Source organism: Leisingera sp. ANG1, from assembly GCF_000203975.2.
Classification (GTDB): Bacteria; Pseudomonadota; Alphaproteobacteria; order Rhodobacterales; family Rhodobacteraceae; genus Leisingera.
This window is the reverse complement of record NZ_AFCF02000008.1, coordinates 295,782-314,861: the sequence shown is the minus strand read 5'-3', so window position 1 is coordinate 314,861 and position 19,080 is coordinate 295,782. Positions and strand designations below refer to the sequence as shown.

Annotated in this window: 21 protein-coding genes; 17 read left to right on the top strand and 4 right to left on the bottom strand. The window is 62.0% G+C overall.

The genetic code is table 11. The features are described 5' to 3' along the window. The first annotated feature begins 32 nt into the window (after window positions 1–32). The 13 genes from GC1_RS14175 (at window position 33) to ribD (ending at window position 10,128) form a co-directional block, all read left to right on the top strand. Window positions 33–371, top strand: coding sequence for a hypothetical protein (locus GC1_RS14175; RefSeq protein WP_019294738.1), 339 nt, complete (start codon window positions 33–35; stop codon window positions 369–371). Window position 372: 1 nt separating this feature from the next. Further along, entirely contained in the window at window positions 373–2,364 is a 1,992-nt protein-coding gene (gene dnaG / locus GC1_RS14170) for a DNA primase (RefSeq protein ID WP_019294737.1), read from the top strand. A gap of 131 nt (window positions 2,365–2,495) precedes the next feature. Then, window positions 2,496–4,481, top strand: a complete 1,986-nt coding sequence (rpoD, locus tag GC1_RS14165; protein WP_019294736.1) for an RNA polymerase sigma factor RpoD — start codon at window positions 2,496–2,498, stop codon at window positions 4,479–4,481. A gap of 45 nt (window positions 4,482–4,526) precedes the next feature. After that, on the top strand, window positions 4,527–4,868 hold the full coding sequence (locus GC1_RS14160; protein WP_019294735.1) for a hypothetical protein: 342 nt from the start codon (window positions 4,527–4,529) through the stop codon (window positions 4,866–4,868). Window positions 4,869–4,895: 27 nt separating this feature from the next. Beyond that, entirely contained in the window at window positions 4,896–5,327 is a 432-nt protein-coding gene (locus GC1_RS14155; RefSeq protein WP_019294734.1) for a thiol-disulfide oxidoreductase DCC family protein, read from the top strand. Further along, window positions 5,324–5,869, top strand: coding sequence for a DUF4166 domain-containing protein (locus GC1_RS14150; RefSeq protein ID WP_019294733.1), 546 nt, complete (start codon window positions 5,324–5,326; stop codon window positions 5,867–5,869). Before GC1_RS14155 ends, GC1_RS14150 begins: the two co-directional genes overlap by 4 nt. 84 nt (window positions 5,870–5,953) lie before the next feature. After that, window positions 5,954–6,250, top strand: coding sequence for a hypothetical protein (locus GC1_RS14145; protein ID WP_019294732.1), 297 nt, complete (start codon window positions 5,954–5,956; stop codon window positions 6,248–6,250). Window positions 6,251–6,356: 106 nt separating this feature from the next. Then, window positions 6,357–6,758 carry a hypothetical protein gene (locus GC1_RS14140; protein WP_019294731.1) on the top strand — a complete coding sequence of 134 codons (402 nt, stop codon included), beginning with the start codon at window positions 6,357–6,359 and terminating at the stop codon, window positions 6,756–6,758. Window positions 6,759–7,080: 322 nt separating this feature from the next. Beyond that, entirely contained in the window at window positions 7,081–7,491 is a 411-nt protein-coding gene (locus GC1_RS22205; RefSeq protein WP_082020160.1) for a hypothetical protein, read from the top strand. Window positions 7,492–7,542: 51 nt separating this feature from the next. Then, window positions 7,543–7,968, top strand: coding sequence for a hypothetical protein (locus GC1_RS14135; protein WP_019294730.1), 426 nt, complete (start codon window positions 7,543–7,545; stop codon window positions 7,966–7,968). Between the two features lie 56 nt (window positions 7,969–8,024). After that, the gene (locus tag GC1_RS14130; RefSeq protein WP_019294729.1) at window positions 8,025–8,441 is read left to right on the top strand and encodes a secondary thiamine-phosphate synthase enzyme YjbQ; all 417 of its coding nucleotides are present in this window, start codon (window positions 8,025–8,027) and stop codon (window positions 8,439–8,441) included. A gap of 122 nt (window positions 8,442–8,563) precedes the next feature. Continuing rightward, window positions 8,564–9,031 (top strand): transcriptional regulator NrdR, encoded by a 468-nt coding sequence (gene nrdR, locus GC1_RS14125; RefSeq protein ID WP_019294728.1) that lies wholly within the window; start codon window positions 8,564–8,566, stop codon window positions 9,029–9,031. Next, a complete protein-coding gene (gene ribD / locus GC1_RS14120; RefSeq protein ID WP_019294727.1) occupies window positions 9,031–10,128 on the top strand; it encodes a bifunctional diaminohydroxyphosphoribosylaminopyrimidine deaminase/5-amino-6-(5-phosphoribosylamino)uracil reductase RibD in 1,098 nt (365 codons plus the stop codon). Before nrdR ends, ribD begins: the two co-directional genes overlap by 1 nt. A gap of 32 nt (window positions 10,129–10,160) precedes the next feature. On the opposite strand, the gene GC1_RS14115 is transcribed toward ribD, so the two are convergent. The 3 genes from GC1_RS14115 to GC1_RS14105 form a co-directional block, all read right to left on the bottom strand. After that, on the bottom strand, window positions 10,161–12,173 hold the full coding sequence (locus GC1_RS14115; RefSeq protein WP_019294726.1) for a capsular polysaccharide biosynthesis protein: 2,013 nt from the start codon (window positions 12,171–12,173) through the stop codon (window positions 10,161–10,163). Window positions 12,174–12,179: 6 nt separating this feature from the next. Then, on the bottom strand, window positions 12,180–13,313 hold the full coding sequence (locus GC1_RS14110; RefSeq protein WP_019294725.1) for a polysaccharide biosynthesis/export family protein: 1,134 nt from the start codon (window positions 13,311–13,313) through the stop codon (window positions 12,180–12,182). A 95-nt stretch (window positions 13,314–13,408) separates the two neighbouring features. Further along, a complete protein-coding gene (locus GC1_RS14105) occupies window positions 13,409–14,701 on the bottom strand; it encodes a capsule biosynthesis protein (RefSeq protein WP_019294724.1) in 1,293 nt (430 codons plus the stop codon). A 163-nt stretch (window positions 14,702–14,864) separates the two neighbouring features. Between GC1_RS14105 and GC1_RS14100 the strand changes: the two genes are divergently transcribed. The 4 genes from GC1_RS14100 (at window position 14,865) to nusB (ending at window position 17,828) form a co-directional block, all read left to right on the top strand. Beyond that, window positions 14,865–15,452, top strand: coding sequence for a riboflavin synthase (locus GC1_RS14100; RefSeq protein ID WP_019294723.1), 588 nt, complete (start codon window positions 14,865–14,867; stop codon window positions 15,450–15,452). 216 nt (window positions 15,453–15,668) lie between these two features. Beyond that, a complete protein-coding gene (gene ribB, locus GC1_RS14095) occupies window positions 15,669–16,796 on the top strand; it encodes a 3,4-dihydroxy-2-butanone-4-phosphate synthase (RefSeq protein WP_019294721.1) in 1,128 nt (375 codons plus the stop codon). 1 nt (window position 16,797) lies between these two features. Then, complete coding sequence (locus tag GC1_RS14090; protein WP_019294720.1) at window positions 16,798–17,349, top strand: 6,7-dimethyl-8-ribityllumazine synthase; 552 nt, start codon at window positions 16,798–16,800, stop codon at window positions 17,347–17,349. Next, window positions 17,346–17,828, top strand: coding sequence for a transcription antitermination factor NusB (nusB, locus tag GC1_RS14085; protein WP_019294719.1), 483 nt, complete (start codon window positions 17,346–17,348; stop codon window positions 17,826–17,828). Before GC1_RS14090 ends, nusB begins: the two co-directional genes overlap by 4 nt. A gap of 6 nt (window positions 17,829–17,834) precedes the next feature. Here nusB and GC1_RS14080 read toward each other — a convergent pair whose 3' ends face one another. Continuing rightward, window positions 17,835–18,914 (bottom strand): acyltransferase family protein, encoded by a 1,080-nt coding sequence (locus GC1_RS14080; RefSeq protein ID WP_152612395.1) that lies wholly within the window; start codon window positions 18,912–18,914, stop codon window positions 17,835–17,837. Between the last annotated feature and the right edge of the window lie 166 nt (window positions 18,915–19,080).

Sequence of the window (19,080 nt, the reverse complement as noted above, 5' to 3'; positions counted from 1 at the left end):
GGGGATCACCAACTGATTCCCGGAGCGCATCCATGATCCGCATCGCCTTTGCAGCCGCCTTGCTGGCGGCGCCGGCTTATGCTTCTGAAAGCAAAGAAGAAAGCTGCAAATACCAAGGTCAAGTCATGGCCGCGGTGCAGCAGGCGCGGTTGGACCGGGTGAAGCAGGAAGAGGTGGAACAGGTGATTCTGGACAGCAATCCGGAATGGCCCGATGCCTATTCCAATGCGATCCCGCAGCTGTCGCAGCATGTGTACGCAATGAAGCGGCGCGACCTGAAGAGCACCGATCTCGGTGCGCTGTTCGAACAGCAGTGCCTGCAGAACTGGGATCAGATTCAGGCGATGCAGAAACAGCTGAAGTCGAACTGATATGTCCCTGCCGCCCGGCTTTCTGGATGAACTGCGCACCCGCATCAGCATATCTGATGTTGTCGGGCGCAAAGTCATGTGGGACCAGCGCAAATCGCAGCCGGGCAAGGGCGACTATTGGGGACCGTGCCCGTTCCACCATGAAAAGACCGCCTCGTTTCACGTGGAAGACCGCAAGGGGTTTTATTACTGCTTCGGCTGCCACGCCAAGGGCGACGCACTGAAGTTTGTCCAAGAGACTGAGAACGTTGGTTTCATGGAGGCGGTGGAGATCCTGGCCGGTGAAGCGGGTATGGAGATGCCCAAGCGCGACCCGCGCGCGCAGGAAAAGCAGGACCGCCGCACGCTGCTGGCCGATGTGATGGAACAGGCGGTGCAGTTTTTCCGCCTGCAACTCAAGACCAGCGCCGCCCAGGACGCCCGCGCCTATCTGCAGCGGCGGGGCATGACAGCGCAGGCGCTGGACCGCTGGGAGATCGGCTTTGCCCCTGACGGCTGGCAGAACCTGTGGGATGCCTTGCGCGGCAAGAACGTGCCCGATGATCTGATCATCGGCGCCGGGCTGGCCAAACCCTCGAACAAGGGCGGCAAGCCTTATGACACCTTCCGCAACCGGATCATGTTTCCGATCCGCGATGCGCGCGGCAGGGCGATTGCTTTTGGCGGCCGGGCGATGGACCCGAATGACAACGCCAAATACCTGAACTCGCCCGAGACTGAGCTGTTCGACAAGGGGCGCAGCCTTTACAATCACGGGCCCGCACGGGCGGCCTCCGGGCGCGGTTCCACGCTGGTTGTGGCCGAGGGCTACATGGATGTTATTGCGCTGGCAGAGGGCGGTTTTCAGTCCTCCGTGGCGCCACTGGGCACCGCGATCACCGAAAATCAGCTGCAGATGCTGTGGCGGATGTCGGATGAGCCGATCATCGCGCTGGATGGCGATACTGCGGGTCTGCGTGCGGCCATGCGGCTGATCGATCTGGCGCTGCCCCTGCTGGAGGCGGGCAAATCTCTGCGCTTTGCCATCATGCCGGAGGGCAAGGACCCCGACGACATGATCCGCAGTGAAGGCCCGGAAGCGGTGCAGGCGGTGCTGGACCGGGCGATCCCGATGGTCAAGCTGCTGTGGCAACGCGAGACCGAGGGCAAGGTCTTTGACAGCCCGGAGCGCAAGGCGGCGCTCGACAAGAGCTTGCGGGAAAAGATCAAGCTGATCCGCGATCCCTCGATCCGCAAGCATTACGGCGAGGACGTCAAAGAGATGCGCTGGCAGCTGTTCCGCGGCAACCGGGACAGCGGCAGCTATCAGCAGAGGACTGGCAAGGGCGGCGGCTTCCGTGATGGCGCCCGCGCGCCATGGAAGCCGGGCAAGGGCTTCGGCGCGATTCCGCAGCCGCGCGCCACCACCCGCGCCTCGCTGGTGGCGGGCGCCGATGATGAATCCTTTGCCGCGATGCGCGAGGCGGTGATCCTGGCAACCGCCATCACCACACCGGAAGTGATCCCGGAGTTTGAGACCAGCCTCGAGCGCCTGCAATGCGCCGATCCGGATCTGGCGGCGCTGCGGGACATGGTGCTGCGCCACGGTATCAGCGCACCGGAGCGGCTGCGCGAGGAAATTGACTGGTCTTTGGGGCCTCATGCCCTTGAAAACCTCTTTGCCCTTCGCCACGTTGCAATCATCCCGTGCCTGCGCAAACCCGGCGATACCGAACTGGCCAGCATGACCCTGGCCGAAGAACTCGCAAAACTCGAAACGCTGCGCGGGCTGGATGCGGAACTGGCGGAAGCCGAAGAGGATTTGCATGGCCTTGCGGATGAGGCGCTGACCTGGCGGCTGCGGCAGGCGGCAGAAGCCAAGAACAAGGCGGTGCGCAGCGAAAACGAGGACAAGGCAACGTATGACGTGGGCAAGAACGGCGCGCGGCTCAACAGGGATGAGCGCGATGCCTTCGGGGCCCTTTTGGACCGGATCGGCTTTTCCGAGAAGTAACACGCGGGGGTGATTCTGCGTTTTGCTAAGGAAGAGCACAGGAAAATTGGGTAAACGGGGTGACGAATCAGATGATCGCGCTAATGATTCGCTCAGCGAATCATCCCGCAGCCCCTGAGTAGGAGCATTTAATGGCCGCCAAAGACACCGACGACCGCAAACCTGACGATCAGGACGCCGAAATCTCCCTTGATATGAGCCAGGCTCAGGTCAAGAAGATGATCGCGGAGGCCCGCGAGAAAGGCTACATCACCTACGATCAGCTCAATCAGGTTCTGCCGCCGGATCAGGTCAGCTCGGAACAGATCGAAGACGTGATGTCGATGCTCAGCGAAATGGGCATCAACATCATCGAGGACGAAGAGGCCGAGGAAGAAGAGAACAAGGGCACCACCGACCTTGTGACCACCGAAGGCCCGCGCGAGGTTGCGCTGGCCGGCGCCCAGACCGAGAAGCTGGACCGCACCGACGACCCGGTGCGCATGTACCTGCGCGAGATGGGCTCGGTTGAGCTGCTGAGCCGTGAAGGCGAGATCGCAATTGCGAAACGCATCGAGGCCGGCCGCAACACGATGATCCTGGGGCTGTGCGAAAGCCCGCTGACTTTCCAGGCAATCACAATCTGGCACGACGAACTCTTGTCTGAGGACATTCTTCTGCGCGACGTCATCGACCTGGAGGCCACTTTTGGCAACCAGATGGATGAGGACGGCGAAGAAGAGCCCGTTGTCGATACGTCCGCAGTGGCATCCGCCAAACCGGCCAAGGATGAAGGGCCGGAACTGGATGCGGACGGTAATCCGATTTCCCAGGATGACGACGATGACGACGACGATGATCAGGCCAACATGTCGCTGGCTGCTATGGAGGCTGCGCTCAAGGACCGGGTTTTGGTCACGCTGGAGCGGATCTCCACCGACTTCGCTGAGCTCAGCGAAATGCAGGACAGCCGGATTTCGGCAACCCTGAACGAGGACGGCTCCTTCAGCAGCGAAGACGAGGCACGCTATCAGTCGCTGCGCTCGGAAATCGTCGAGTTAGTGAACGGCCTGCACCTGCACAACAACCGTATCGAGGCGCTGATCGACCAGCTTTATGGCATCAACCGCCGCGTCATGCAGATCGACAGCTCGATGGTGAAACTGGCCGACCAGGCCCGCATCAACCGCCGCGAGTTCGTGGACGCCTACCGCGGCCGCGAACTGGACCCGAACTGGTTGTCCGACATGGGCGAAAAGCCGGGCCGCGGCTGGCAGATGTTCATTGAACGCTCTACCGAAAAGGTTGAGGAACTGCGCGCTGATATGGCCCAGGTGGGCCAGTATGTCGGTCTGGACATCTCCGAATTCCGCCGCATCGTACAGCAGGTTCAGAAGGGCGAAAAAGAAGCCCGCCAGGCCAAGAAGGAAATGGTCGAGGCCAACCTGCGCCTGGTGATTTCGATTGCCAAGAAATACACCAACCGCGGTCTGCAGTTCCTGGATTTGATCCAGGAGGGTAACATCGGCCTGATGAAGGCGGTGGACAAGTTCGAATACCGCCGCGGCTACAAGTTCTCGACTTATGCAACATGGTGGATCCGCCAGGCCATCACCCGTTCGATCGCCGACCAGGCCCGCACCATCCGGATCCCGGTGCACATGATCGAGACCATCAACAAGCTGGTCCGCACCGGCCGCCAGATGCTGCACGAGATCGGCCGCGAGCCGACTCCGGAAGAACTGGCCGACAAACTGCAGATGCCGCTGGAGAAGGTCCGCAAGGTGATGAAGATCGCCAAGGAGCCGATCTCGCTCGAAACCCCGATCGGAGACGAGGAAGACAGCCAGCTGGGCGATTTCATCGAGGACAAGAATGCCGTGCTGCCCTTGGACAGCGCCATTCAGGAGAACCTCAAGGAAACCACCACCCGGGTTCTGGCCTCGCTCACCCCGCGTGAGGAGCGGGTTCTGCGGATGCGGTTCGGCATCGGCATGAACACCGACCACACGCTGGAGGAAGTCGGCCAGCAGTTCAGCGTGACCCGCGAACGGATCCGCCAGATCGAGGCCAAGGCGCTCAGGAAACTGAAGCACCCCAGCCGCTCGCGCAAGCTGCGCAGTTTCCTGGATCAGTAAGTTGGAAGGCGCCCTGCGGGGCGCCTTTGCAATTGTGAGGAACCAATGGCGTCAAACGAATATTGGGCAAAGCGAATTTTCGATGAATACGTCAAGCTGCGGCAATCAAGTGACAAAGTTTTTGTTACATACGGAGATTTGGCAGAAGTGATTGGACGCAAGGGGGAGCATAGGTTGCTGGGCGCTCCCTTGGATCTGGTGCGGACGATCTGTGAAAAGGAGAACCTTCCTGACATTGCAACTGTCGTTGTAGATCAAAAAAATTTGAAGTCAGGGGAAGTGAAACCATCGCCGAAGGCTTTGGAAAAGTACGGTAGCTGGCCCGGATTGAGAGCTGAGCAAGCGCGTGTTTTGGCGTTTGATTGGAACACGGTTGAAGTGGAATAAGCAACTTTCTGAGAGAGACGGTAAACGGTGGAAGTCACCCGGTTAACAAATGACAACCTCATCGTCTTCGACGGCCAATGCGTGCTGTGTTCCGGCTTCTTCCGCTTCATGCTGCGCCATGACCGGGCCGGGCGGTTCTCCTTTGCCACTGCGCAGTCGCCGCTGGGGCAGCGGCTGTACCGCGAACTGGGTCTGCCTGCGGATGACTTCGAGACCAATCTGGTGATCGTTAACGGCCGCCCCTATCAGCGCCTTGATGCCTTTGCCGCGGCGATGCGGGCGCTGCCGCGGCCTTGGCGGGTCTTGTCGGTGTGCCGGTTTCTGCCATGGCGCCTGAAGGACGCGCTGTATTTCAGCGTTGCCCGCAACCGGTACCGTCTGTTTGGCCGGCACGACGTTTGCATGATACCCGGTCCCGAAGTCCGCGCCCGCTTTGCCAGTGGGGGCTACGCCGGGTGAGGGACGCCTTCGGGGAAATCATCGCTGCACATAAGCTGCATGTGCCGCCGGTTTTGATGCGGTTTCACACCGAACCGCCGACGCGCAGTTTTGGTGTGGTCAGAGTTGAAGGCGGCAATCGCTGGGCGCGGCTGCTGGCCCGGCTGGCTGGTTTCCCGCCGCCAATGCCGCAATCCCGGTTCCGGCTGGATGTTGCGCAGCAGGGCAAGGGCCATATCTGGCGGCGGGTGTTCGGCAGGCATCAGACCCGGTCCCATCTGCGGTTCGACCCGCGCCGGGGCAGGGTGGTTGAGCGGTTCGGGGTGGTTGAGCTGGAACTTTCAGTCCGCGTGCAGCAGGGCGCTATGATGGTCTCAGTTGAGCAAGCCCGCTTGTTCGGGCTGCCTTTGCCGCGTGCGCTTTGCCCGGAAAGCGCTGCAATGGAATTCGAAACATCGCAGGGGCATCTTGGCTTCGACATCTCCGCCAGCCTGCCGCGGATCGGTCTTCTGGTGCGCTACACCGGCCACATAGCCCTGCCGGAATTGAACCTCAGACGTTAACCATTTGCTAACCCTGCCGTTGCCCGGGCGCGGTGCAGGCCGTAAACTTGCAGCATCCGCATTTGATTTCCGGGGGGGAAGATGATGTCTGCACATTCTGATCTGAACGGGGCGCTGGAAGCGCTGCAAGGCAAGCTCCAGTCGCTGAATGATCTGGTGCGCGCCAACCAGTTCATGGTTGAGGCAATGGCCGGGCAGGGCGACGCGCTGAAGCAAATGAGCAGCGGCCGCACCAAGGACATGTTGCGCCGCCAGGCCCGCGCGCAGTTCCATCCCGACACCGGGGCCGCCCCTGATGCTGCAGTACTGGCCATACTGGAGGAAGTGCTGGGCCATCAGGAAGAGAGTGCGGAGATCATTCCCTTCCCTGTCCGGGCCTGACCCCTTCGCACACACATCTGCGAGAGGTTGCGGCCAAGGCTGCAGTCTCCCCTTGGAGGCGCTGCGGCGGGTCCCTATGTTGAGGCGAACAAAGGGATATCTCCGGATGAAAAACCTCATAACCGCCGCCGTGCTGGCCTGTTCCACGGCTGTTCCCGCAGCTGCAGATTCGTTCCTTGCCAATCGCGGCGTGCGGGTTCTGCCTGTGAATGACCTCGTTTATGAGGTGGTTCCCGGGCGCTCAGGCGGCACCTGGGATTATTGGTGTGCCGCCGCGCAGTATGCCCGCCGGGTTCTGGGAGCGAATTGGACGGACCGGTTCTATGTCGTGCGCGGACGGGACGTCAGCGTCACCACGGGCCGCCGGTCCTCTGTGCAGTTCACTCTGTATCCGGAACGGGCTGGTGTGCCGCCCAAAACCGGCTGGCTGTCGCTGGGATTCCGTCCGGGCGAAAGCCTGTCGGTGCAGCAGGGCTATGGTTACTGTGTGCAGGCTCCGGCGCTTTAATAGCCGGTGCGGAACCGGGATGTGCTCACATTCATCCACGGATTTGTAAGCTCTCTGGCAACTTCACAAGGAAATGATGCCTTCCTGCACCGCGCAGGCGCCTCCGCAGCAGCTGACTGAAGGACGTGCCGCAGGTACTACATAAGTCGCTATGCTGTCTTGGTTTTTGCCGCGTGCGCAGCGCCCGTACTGTGCCGATTCTGTGAAAAGGCGCGGGTGGGCGCCGAACTGCACGGCAGTTTGAATGGCATGTGTTCCAGTTCTTTCTACCCTTATAGCGGGACGCAGCATCTTGCGGCCCGCTGAAAGAAAGGGAACTGCCATGAAACCCATTGCCGCCGCCGCTGTCGCCGCCTCAATCCTGACAATGGCACTGCCCGGAACCTCGCTTGCCAATGCCAGCAGCCACAATGTTCGCGTTAATTCAATGTCTGACGGCATCTTCGAAGCCGTCCTCAGAACCGGTAATGGCCACCTGTTCTGGTGCGGGGCTGCTGACTATGCCCATCGCGTTCTCAGGGCGCCTTGGAGTGCAAAGCTGCATATCACGCGCGGGCTGGGGCCAAGCGAAACCACGGGTCGCCGGTCCGCGGTGCAGTTCACGCTGGATGCCAATTTAGCCCAAACGCCGCCGCCCGGCGGATACGGGTCTGTTAACAGCCTGCAAGCTGGTGATACAATGAGTGTTCAGAGAGCTTTGGATTATTGCTTTGTGCCACTCGGGCGGCCGTGAGTGTATTCAGGCCCGCGGACTTCCCGGAATTGCGGAGAAGGAGGTTGAGAGATGACCAGCAAGAGAATTTGGCTGTCAGGGATGCTGGCTGTGGTTCTGTCCGTTCCGGTGCCTGCTTCCGCTTGGCGCGCGATCAACAGGAATGAAGTGCTGCCGGTATCGGAAGGCGTCTGGGAAGTGGTGGCCCGAAGCCGGTCCGGCGCGCAGGATTACTGGTGCAGCATCGCGGACTATGCCATCCGTCAGCTGCGGGCGCCTGTGAATCAGCGGATCTATGTCTGGCGCGGCGAGGGTCCGTCTGTGAACCGCCCCGGCCGCAAGGCGGTGCAATTTGCCTTTGGCCTGCCGCCGGGAGTTCCTGACCGCTCCGGCAGCCTGTCGCTGAATATTCGTGAAGCAGGGGACAGCCTGCGGGTGACCTCGGCGCAGAACTACTGCTACGACCGGCTGCCCGGACGTGACCGTTGGCTGCCGTAGCTGCCCAGCCGCGGCTTCTGGTTGCCTGAACGCGGTGCTTGCGCCAGAAAGGCCCTATGCAGCATGACTTCTCAATTCCGACGCGCGGGCAGGGTCTCTATGAGTTTACCCGCGACGTGCAGGCCTGGGTGGCCGCCAGCGGCGTTCGGGGCGGGCTGCTGACCCTGTTTGTCCGCCATACCTCCTGCTCCCTGTTGATACAGGAAAATGCCGACCCGGAGGTGCAGGGGGATTTGCACGCGTTCTTTGCCCGCCTGGTGCCGCCTTCATCGGATCCGTCAATGACCTATCTGCGCCACACATATGAGGGGCCGGATGATATGCCTGCGCATATCAAGGCAGCAATGATGCCCGTCAGCTTGTCGGTCCCGGTGCGCAGCGGTGCACCTGTGTTGGGCACCTGGCAGGGCATCTACCTGTTCGAACACCGCGACGCGCCGCACCAGCGAAAGGTGGCAGCGCACCTAAGCTGAACCTCTTTATCTAGCGGCGTTAAATGCCCCCTACCCAAATTCTGGAGGGTCGCCTATAGTTGTGGATAACCGGGCAGGCCCGGGCACAATAAACAGGCTGACAGGATTGAGGGAGCAGGCGGATGCGCTGCCCATTTTGCGGAAATATCGACACTCAGGTCAAGGATTCACGCCCCGCCGAGGATCATGTTTCGATCAGGCGGCGCCGGTTCTGCCCGGCCTGCGGCGGCCGTTTCACAACGTATGAGCGGGTGCAGCTGCGCGATCTGGTGGTGATCAAGACCAACGGCAAGCGAGAGGATTTCGACCGCGACAAGCTGGAGCGTTCTATCCGCATCTCGATGCAGAAGCGCCCGATTGAGCCGGAACGGATCGACCAGATGATTTCCGGCATCGTGCGGCGGCTGGAGAGCATGGGTGAGACCGATATTCCCTCCAAGAAGATCGGCGAGATCGTGATGGAGGCGCTGGCCCGGATCGACACTGTGGCCTATGTGCGTTTTGCCAGTGTTTACAAAAACTTCCAGGCTGCAGATGATTTCGAGGACTTTGTCCACGAACTGCGCCCGCCGGTGGCGCCGGAAGAATAATGGACACAGATCACCGTTACATGGCGCTGGCGCTGTCTCTGGGGCGGCGCGGGCAGGGAAATTGCTGGCCGAACCCGGCCGTAGGCTGCGTCATTGTGCAGGGCAGCCGGGTGGTTGGCCGCGGCTGGACCAAACCGGGCGGTCGTCCGCATGCGGAAACCGAGGCGCTGGCGCAGGCCGGAGAAGCGGCACGCGGTGCCACTGCCTATGTGACGCTGGAGCCTTGTGCCCATCAGGGGGAAACGCCGCCCTGTGCTCAGGCACTGATTGACGCAGGGGTTGCGCGGGTTGTTGCCGCGATCGGGGACAGTGATCCGCGGGTCTCCGGTCAGGGGTTCCGGATGCTGCGGGATGCAGGCATCAGAGTGGACACCGGCGTCTGGGGTGCCCAGGCAGCACGGGATCACGCAGGGTTTTTCCTGAGGACCGAGCAGGGCCGCCCGCTGGTGACGCTGAAACTGGCCAGCAGTTTTGACGGCCGCATTGCCACCGGGTCGGGCCAGAGCAAATGGATCACCGGGCCGGACGCACGCCGGGCCGTGCACGCGATGCGCGCCCGCCACGATGCGGTGATGGTGGGCGGCGGCACCGCGCGCGCGGATGACCCTTCGCTGACAGTGCGCGATCTGGGTGTGGAGCATCAACCTGTGCGAGTAGTGATCTCGCGCCACCTGGACCTGCCGCTGATGGGCCAGCTGGCCCGCACCGCCAAGGACGTGCCGGTCTGGCTGTGCCACGGCCATGGAGCTGATCAGGAACGCATCCGCGCCTGGGAGGGGCTGGGGGCCAGACTGATCCCTTGCGCTTCGCATGGCGTGCAACTGGATGCGGCAGATATTCTGCAGCAGCTTGGTGATGCCGGTCTCACTCGCGTGTTCTGTGAGGGCGGCAGTGCGTTGGCGGCTTCACTGCTGGCATTTGATCTGGTGGATGAGCTGATCGGCTTTACCGCCGGTCTGGGGATTGGTGCCGAGGGGCTGCCTTCTATCGGTGCGCTGGGGATCGGCAGGCTGGAGGAAGCACCGCGGTTCGAGCTGGTCGAGGCGCGCCCTGTTGGCAAGGATATTTTGCACCGTTGGACCCGCGCGCTGCGCTGAGCGCAGAACTTCTGGTGTCAGCCGGGCGCGATTTAGCGCCACAGATGGGCGTATGTGGCAAACAGCCCCTGCAGCTTGGACAGCAGCCGGTTGCTGAGGCCCGGATGCGGCAAGTGTCCCTCGCGCAGGCGCATCACGGCAACTTCGGCCGGGCAGGGCTGGCCGGTCACCGGGTCGAAGTAGCGCGGATAGTCGATCAGCGCTGCGTGGGCGAGCCCCATCAGCGGCACCTGCGCCTGCCGCCAGGACGGTACCGGCGCCAGGTCGGTTGTCAGCCCCCAGCCGGCATAGAAAGGGGTGCCAAGCGTGGTAACCTTAACCCCGCGCAGCAGTGCCTCGAACCCCAGAAGAGAGGTTATCGTCCAGACTTCCTGCACGTTGCTGAGCAGCGCCATCGGATCGGCCTGGCTGGCGACAACATCGGCCAGCTCTTCTGCCGCGACCTGGCCCTTGCGCAGGCCTGCCTCCACATCCGGATGCGGTTTATAGATGATAACAGCTTCTGGATTGGCCGCCCGCACAGAGCGCAGCAGGTCAAGGTTTGTCCGCACCTCGTCAGCGCCGCATAGGATCGAGGCGTCGTCCTCCACCTGGCCCGGAACCAATATGCGGCGGCCTTCGGGCAGGGCAGGGGTACCGCCGCCTAGGTTGTACTTTGAAACACCGTCCCTGATCAGGGACTGCACAAGGCGCTCTGCCCGCCGCTCCTCGGCCTGGGTCATCTCCACACGGCGGGCAATCAGAGCATCCAGATCCGATGGCTGGCGCGGGTCGTAGTAGATCCCTTGCCGGTCAGTTACCAGCGACAGAGGGGGCACCAGCTCCGCCCCCAGTCCTCGGGAGCGCAGAAAACCGTCCTCCACCCGCACTGCGCCTGCATTGACCTCTTGGGCTTTGCCAGCCCAGACCATTTGCTTGCGGCCGCTGGCCTGTACCTCAGCAGGATCTTCCGTAAACAGCACCCGCTTTTCGGCACCAAAGAATTTCTGCAGCGGTTTGCGCTTCCACAGCCTCATGCCGGAGGCGGCCCAACCCTGATGGTCCTGCCGCCAGGCCCGTGCTTTGGCTTCCAGATTGTCCAGTACCGTTTCCAATTCGCACAGCTCATCCCGGAACGGGTCGTGCCATTTGGGGTAAAGGATCATCGCGGCGGCGAACAGCTGCGCGCGGGTCAGCTGCCGCCGGCGCCGGGACGGAGCGTTGTCGTCGATGCTCAAGCCCCAGCCCGCATAAAACGGCTGACCGAACACCCGTGGTTTGTGACCCGCCAGGATTGCCTCGAAACCCAGTTGCGATGAGACCGTGTAAACCCCGATGGCCCCGTCCAGCAGCGCCCACGGGGAGACACTGCCTGTAAACAGTTGCACACGCCCATTCGCATCATCCGCGTCGTAGTATCCCGCCCGGTATCCGCGCAGCGTCTCGGGATGGGTCTTGATCAGAACCCGCGCGCCAGGGTGCTCTTCCTGTGCAAACGCCAGCATTTCCAGAAACCGCGCCCGGTCCGCTCGTGAGGCTGTAACGGAGGCATCGTCACGCGCCTGATCAGCAACCAGCACATAGCCAGGCTCGGGCACTGATGCGCTGGGATCAAACGCGTTGTACTTACTGAGATGCGCTGACTTGAGGCGGGCAATGGCGTCGCGCGCCCGTTGCATCAGATGCGCGTCATCCAGAGGGTGGGCTGCAAGCAGCTGTTCCAGATCCGACGGTTCCGCCGCATCGAAATGCACGCCGGAGCGGTCCAGCATCAGGCCCGCAGGCGGCTCACCGGCGCGGCCGGGGTGAAGCGAGCGCAGGAAGGCATCCTCTACCCGCAGCATCCCGCAGCCGCGTTTCGCGGCCACTGCCAGCCCCCGGTGCGCGGTGGGGGAGGCGCCCCAGATACCCACCAGGTCTTCCGGCTGCGGCAGGCCCAGCCGGATGGAGTATCCGGACAGTTCCAGAATCCGCCGCACCCGCCGCTGGGTCAGAAATCCGCCGTTGTAAACAAAAAGCCGGGACGCGCTGCTCCCGGCTTCCTGGCGGCCTGCAGTCAGATGCATCAGGCCTTAGCCGCTAACCGCAGAAGAGGTGCTGGCCAGTGAGCCCACCGGCGCCAGCAGCAGCGAGATGGTTTTGGTCCACTGGGCGTATGGTGCTTCGGTAACATACAGGGTGTCGTCGTCGCGGATCACAAAGTCACGTGCCATGAACAGCCCGTTCGGCTGGGTCAGATTCAGCACATAGACCATCCGCTGTGCGCCGATCAGATCGTCCCGGCCCAGAACCTGGTTGGCGATCTCGGCGGGTTCGTTGCGCAGCACAAAGACGCCGGTCGGGTCTGCAGCAGTAGAGATCAGGCCGCCAACCTGGGCAATCGCTTCCAGCGCCGACAGGTCCTGGCTTTCAAACGGCACCCGCGCCTGAGCGGAAGTGGCGCCTAATGCGGTGAAGGAGCGGGTGTCTTCTTCCACCAGAATGCGGTCGCCACCGCGCAGGGCCACGTCCAGCTCCGGATGGTCAAAGAGGTCCTGGAACCAGATCTTTCCCTTTTCCTGACCGCGGATCACGGTAACTTGGGCAATTTCCGGCTGGATCGTAACGCCGCCGGCCTGCGCCAGCATCGCTGACAGGGTCCGGGTTGGGCGTTCGATCGGGTAAACACCCTGGCCGCCAACGGCGCCTGTCAGGCTGACAGTGGCACCGTCGCCTGCAAGGCGGCGCACCTGCACCTGCGGGTCAGGTGTCTGGTCTTCCAGCTTTTTGGTGATGGTTTCACGCAGCTGGTCCGGAGTGTTGCCAGACGCGCGCAGGCGGCCGGCATAGGGCACAAAGATAAAGCCGGCGCTGTCGACCTGCACCTCTTCCAGCACTGTGGCGTTGGTGGCCTCGGCCGCCAGCAGCCCGTCATCGACGTTTTCCCAGACAGTCAGCCCCAGCACGTCGCCGGGACGGATCGTGTCAGAGGTCAGCTTGCCTGCGGAGGTGAACCCGGAAGAAAAGCCCAGAGCGGGGACCACGGCGGTTGCCCGTGCGACGCGGTCATTGACCGATACGATGAAAGCATCGCCTTCGCGCTGCACCGAGCCGGCAAATATCTGGCGCTTGTTGGGGCCGACTTTCGGCAGCCCGCAGGACGCAGCAAGGGTCAATGCTGCCAGCATTGCCACGGGGCGCGCCCAGCGAAGGGGAACGGATTTCACTGCTCGGTCTCCTCGACCTGTTATTGTTTGCCTCAAGTTTTACCGGCAACCTAACCGGCTGGCAGCAAAAAATCCAGTCTTTGGGAAAAGCCGGGTCAGGTCACCAGGCGCAACTGTTGCCGCGGTGCCGCTGTCCCCAGGCGCAACGCGTCATAAGGATCTTCATCTGCAAGCATCATGTCTGCAACCTGGCGCAGCAGCTGACGCCGGCCTTCACGGGAGTAATAGCCTCCCGGCACTTGCGAGGTTTCCAGGAGGAACCGGCGGTAATCCTTGTAGGCGCGGCTGTCGGGACGGTAGGGGGCGGCAAAGAACTGGGCCAGCGGCTGTTCCGATACGAACTCCGGTTTGCCGTAGACCGCGCGCCCGAAGACCCGCAAAGGTATGCCGCGCCACAGCACCTGCTGCCCCGCGGTGGAGTTGACAGTCACTGCAGTGCGGGCCTCGTTCAACAGCTGCGCCAGCTTGCCGCCACGGACATAGTGCACCCGGCCCGAGATGCCCTGCTCCCGCGCCAGGCGGCGCAGCGTGCGGCGCACCTGTGCCCGTCCGTCCTCCAGCGGATGCGCCTTGATCACCAGGTGATGGTGGCGCGGCGCCCCTTCGGCAAATCCGCGGATCACTTCATCCAGGAAATCGCGCATGCTGTTGAAAGGCGAATGTTTCTGGAAGGAGCTGTCATGCTCCAGCTGCAACAGCGCAAGGTGATAGGGAAAGCCGCCATTGCGGATGCGCCGCTCCGCCAGCCGCCGTTCCAGGGCCTGCACGGGCATCAGCAGCAACCGCTTGAGGTACAGCTGAAATTCCTTGGTCACCGGCAGCGCCCGGTGCGGGCGGAAGTTGCGGTACTTGCGGTTCCGGAACATCACGAACCAGTGGTAAAGCGCGCCATAAAACACATGCTGGCGCATGTCGCCCCAGTGTGCAGGGGGCAGCGGTGCCTCCATGTCTGACAGTGCCAGCGCTTCCAGCATCCCGGGCACTGTCATGTCCATCAAGCGCGAATGCCCATTGGCGCCACCGCGCTCATAGGTGACCCAATAGGGCCGCAGGTAACCTTCCTCGAACACATGCACGGTGATCCCGCGTTGCCGTGCGGCCTCAACTGCGGCCGCATGAATGGGGCGGGTGTCCCCGTACAGGACGATGTCCGTGACACTGCGGCTGTCCAGCAGGCCGGTCAGAAATCCGGGCCACTCCTGAGGGCGTCCGGTAAAGGGAATATAACTGTCCCTGCCACGCCAGAATGCCTGGTCGCCTGCATTGAACCCGACTCGAGCAACCTCACACTCAGCGGTGCGCAGCATCCGGCCAAGCGCCGCAAAGAATGGACCATGCGGGCCTTGCAGGAAAAGGAAGCTGCGGTGTTTCACAGGGGCGTTTGGCATCACGAGAAAGGTTTTACAGGAGCATTTTCAGGATTTGATTAACATTTGACTGGGGCGAAACTATGGCTGTGCGCACCGCAAACACAAGCCGGGGCTTGTGAAGGCTGCGCCGCTTGGCTACCTCTGCGGCAGGAATGACATATGACCTGCGGGGAGCGCACCCATGTTTACTGGCATCATCACCGATGTGGGCACCATTGCCGAACTGGAACAGCAGGGCGACTTGCGCGCCCGCATCCGCACCGCCTATGACACTGCCACTATCGACCTCGGCGCCTCGATTGCCTCTGATGGCGTTTGCCTCACCGTGATTGCGCTGGGCGACGATTGGTACGACGTGCAGATCTCGGCAGAGACCGTGTCCAAGACCAACCTGGACAGCTGGACCGTCGGCAAGCGTGTGAACCTGGAGCGCGCCCTGAAAGTCGGCGATGAGCTTGGCGGCCACATTGTCTCTGGCCATGTGGATGGTGTCGCCGAAGTGGTGGAGATGAAAGACGAGGGCGACAGCACCCGCGTCACCCTGCGCGCGCCGCAGGCTCTCGCCCGCTTTATCGCGCCCAAGGGCTCCGTCGCGCTGAACGGCACCTCGCTGACGGTGAATGATGTGGATGGCTGCGATTTCGGCATCAATTTCATTCCGCACACCAAGGAAGTCACCACCTGGGGTGACGTGAAGCTGGGCGACCGCATCAACTTGGAAATCGACACCCTGGCCCGCTACGTCGCCCGGCTGCACGAGGCAGGCTGAACGAGCCCGCCCCTTCATCTTTCCTAAAATACTCCGGGGTGAGGCCGGAGGCCGAGGGGCAGCGCCCCTCAGCAACCTGTGCATCCATGCACAGGACGCGTCCGGACGTCCGGTTGCCGTTTGCAGGACTGGCATTTGCTGCCGGCCTGGGCTATCTGGCTGGGAAAGAACCGGCAGTGCCAGGCGTGCTGCCCATGCGCATTGAAAGGCTGCCATATGAGCTTTGAAACACCGGGGCCGGTTGAGGCGCAACTGCGCGATGCCATCAGCCCGATCGAAGAGATCATCGAAGAGGCCCGCCAGGGCCGCATGTTCATCCTTGTCGACCACGAAGACCGCGAGAACGAGGGCGACCTGGTGATCCCGGCCCAGCATGCCGATGCGGCGGCGATCAACTTCATGGCGACCCACGGCCGCGGCCTGATCTGCCTGACCATGCCAGCCGAGCGGATCGAGGAACTGGGCCTGCCGATGATGGCGCTGCACAACTCCTCGCGCCACGAAACCGCCTTCACCGTATCGATCGAAGCGCGCGAGGGCGTGTCCACGGGTATTTCCGCCGCTGACCGGGCGCTGACCGTGGCCACTGCCATTGATCCTGAGAAGACCGCCGCCGACATTGCGACCCCCGGCCATGTGTTCCCGTTGCGCGCGCGCCGGGGCGGGGTGCTGGTCCGTGCGGGCCACACCGAGGCCGGCTGCGATGTCGCCCGCCTGGCGGGCCACTACCCGTCCTCCGTGATCTGCGAGATCATGAAGGAAGACGGCACCATGGCGCGTCTGCCTGACCTGGTGGAATATGCGCAGAAGCACGGGTTGAAGATCGGCACCATCTCCGACTTGATCACCTACCGCGCCCGCAACGACAACCTGGTGGTGGAAACCTCGCGCGAAACCGTCTACTCCGAAATCGGCGGCGAGTGGGAAATGCGGCTGTTTACTGACCAGACCCACGGCATCGAGCATGTGGTGATGATCAAGGGCGACATTACCACGCCGGAACCAGTGCTGGTGCGCACCCACGCGCTGCATGAGGCGACCGACATTCTGGGCCTCGGCCCGAAATCTGCCCGCCAGCTGCCCCGCGCGATGGAGATCATCGCCGAGGAGGGCCGCGGTGTCGTGACCCTGTTCCGCCAGCCGCGCAATGCGCTTTATGCTAATGAGGACGAAGGACCGCGCACGGTAACCATCAAGCAGACCGGTATCGGTGCCCAAATCCTGTCGAGCCTGGGCCTGCACGAACTGGTCCTGCTGACCGACTCGCCCTCGACCAAATATGTCGGGCTGGACGCCTATGGGCTGTCCATCACCGGCAGCCGCCCCATTCTGAAGGACGCTTGAAATGGCTGGACATGAAACCCACTACACCCTGCCGCGCGCGGAATTCGACAAGCCGGTGAAACTGCTGATCGTTGTCGCACCCTATTACAAGGATATCGCCGACAACCTGGTTGCGGGCGCCGCGGCGGAGATCGAAGCCGCAGGCGGCACGTTTGAAATCGTTGAAGTGCCCGGTGCGCTGGAAGTGCCGACCGCCATTGCGATTGCCGACCGCACGTCCAACTTCGACGGCTACGTGGCGCTGGGCTGCGTGATCCGCGGCGAGACCACCCACTATGAGACCGTCTGCAATGACAGCTCCCGCGCGATCCAACTGATGGGGCTGCAGGGCCTTTGCATCGGGAATGGCATTCTGACCGTGGAAAACCGCAAGCAGGCAGAAGTGCGCGCCGATACTGCCGATCAGAACAAAGGCGGCGGCGCGGCTGCTGCGGCCTTGCATCTGATCGCACTGACGCGTAAGTGGGGCGCCCAGACCAAAGGCATCGGCTTCAAGGCGCCCGCAGGGGCCTACCAGGTTGCCGGTACAGACAACGGATCCACCAGCGCATGAGCACCCAGGACAGCCGCCCCAAGGGCAACGGCAAGAATCAGATGAGATCGGCAGCGCGGCTATACGCCGTGCAGGCGCTGTTCCAGATGGAACACAGCGGCCTCACCTTCGACAAGGTGATCGTCGAGTTTGAGGACCACCGTTTCGGCGCTGTCTATGAGGGCGACGAGATGGCGGAAGGCGACACTAAGGTGTTCCGCCAACTGGTGCGCGAGGCGGTAAACCATCAGGCGAAGATCGACCAGATGACCGACCGGGCGCTGGTGGCGAAATGGCCGATCGCCCGCATCGATCCGACGCTGCGGGCGCTGTTCCGCGCCGCCGGTGCGGAGCTGACCCAGTCCGACACCCCGCCCAAGGTGGTGATCAACGAGTTTGTCGATATCGCCCGCGCCTTCTTCCCTGAAGGCAAGGAGGCGAAGTTTGTCAACGCCGTGCTCGACCACATGGCGCGCGAGGCCCGGCCGGAAGCCTTCTGATTTCCTTCAGACCGCCGCGGACCGGCGGGCCTTGTCCTTTTTGCTCCGTGTGCCGCTCAGGCTGCGGGTCACCGGTGCTTCCACAATCTTGTGAAACAGGACACCTGCGGCTGCTGCGGCAATGATTGAGGCCGCAAAGGCAATCAGGGCCAAGCCCGGGCCTGCGTCAAGGCCTTTGATGATCTTGGCGAAGAATTGGGTCACGAAGAAATGCGTCAGGTAGATGGAATATGACGCTTCGCCCAGGAGGGCCAGGATCCTGTTGTGCCTGATGCTGCCTTCAAGCAGGAGCACGCCAGCCGTAAGGGCCAAATAGGGCAGGCCGTAGAGCAGGCTGCGGTGCAATCCCGGGATTTGAGCCAGCAGAATGACGGCTCCGATGCCAGCGCACACTAACAAGACACCGGTCCGGCGGTTGCGGCGGCCTCGCCATATCAGGGCAAGGATCATACCGGCGGCAAACTCCAGAAGGATCGGCGAGGTATAAAACGCGGCCAGCGTTCCATTGGAAAACGGATGCAGGCAGACCGCGGCCGCAAGAACGGCCAGAACAAAGGCAGTCCGGTGCGCAGGCAGCAGCAGGCTGGCTGCAAACAATGCGTAAAAAGCCATTTCATAGTTTAAGGTCCAGCCGACAAAGACGATTGGCTGAACCAGCCCGTTGGACTTCTCAAACGGTATGAACAAAAGCGATTTGATCAGTTGGACCGGATCCGAAGTGGTTGCCTGCAGTAGTGATGGCGCTGCGATGGAAATCGCGAAGACCAAGAGGGTAATCAGGTAATATACCGGAACGACGCGGATCATTCTCTTGGCGGCAAACTCTCGGGCGGTCATTTGGTCATGGGTCGTGTAGACCATGACGAAACCGGAAATAATAAAGAACAGGTCTACGCCGCTTGCTCCGAACGCCAGAGGTTCAAAACTGATGTTCCCAGCCCTCAGGACAGAGCCTGCGTGGAAAACAACTACGCCCATTGCCGCGATTGCGCGAAGATACTGGATGTTGTGAACCTGAGGTTTTCCACGAACGGAAGGCGTGCCTGCGTTTTTGCCTTTGGCTAAGGCGGTGGAAAATTCTGTCATTTTGAATTTCCTGAACTGGTTCAAATCATGAAATTAGGAAATGGCTTCCCTTCGGCTTACAACCTATGGTGTGTTTGCCGCAAGCCGGATCGCCACGCAGATAGGCGTGAAAAGGCAAAGTTTCGCCTGCTCTTCAATTTTGTGCTGATGCGGCAAACAAGCGCTG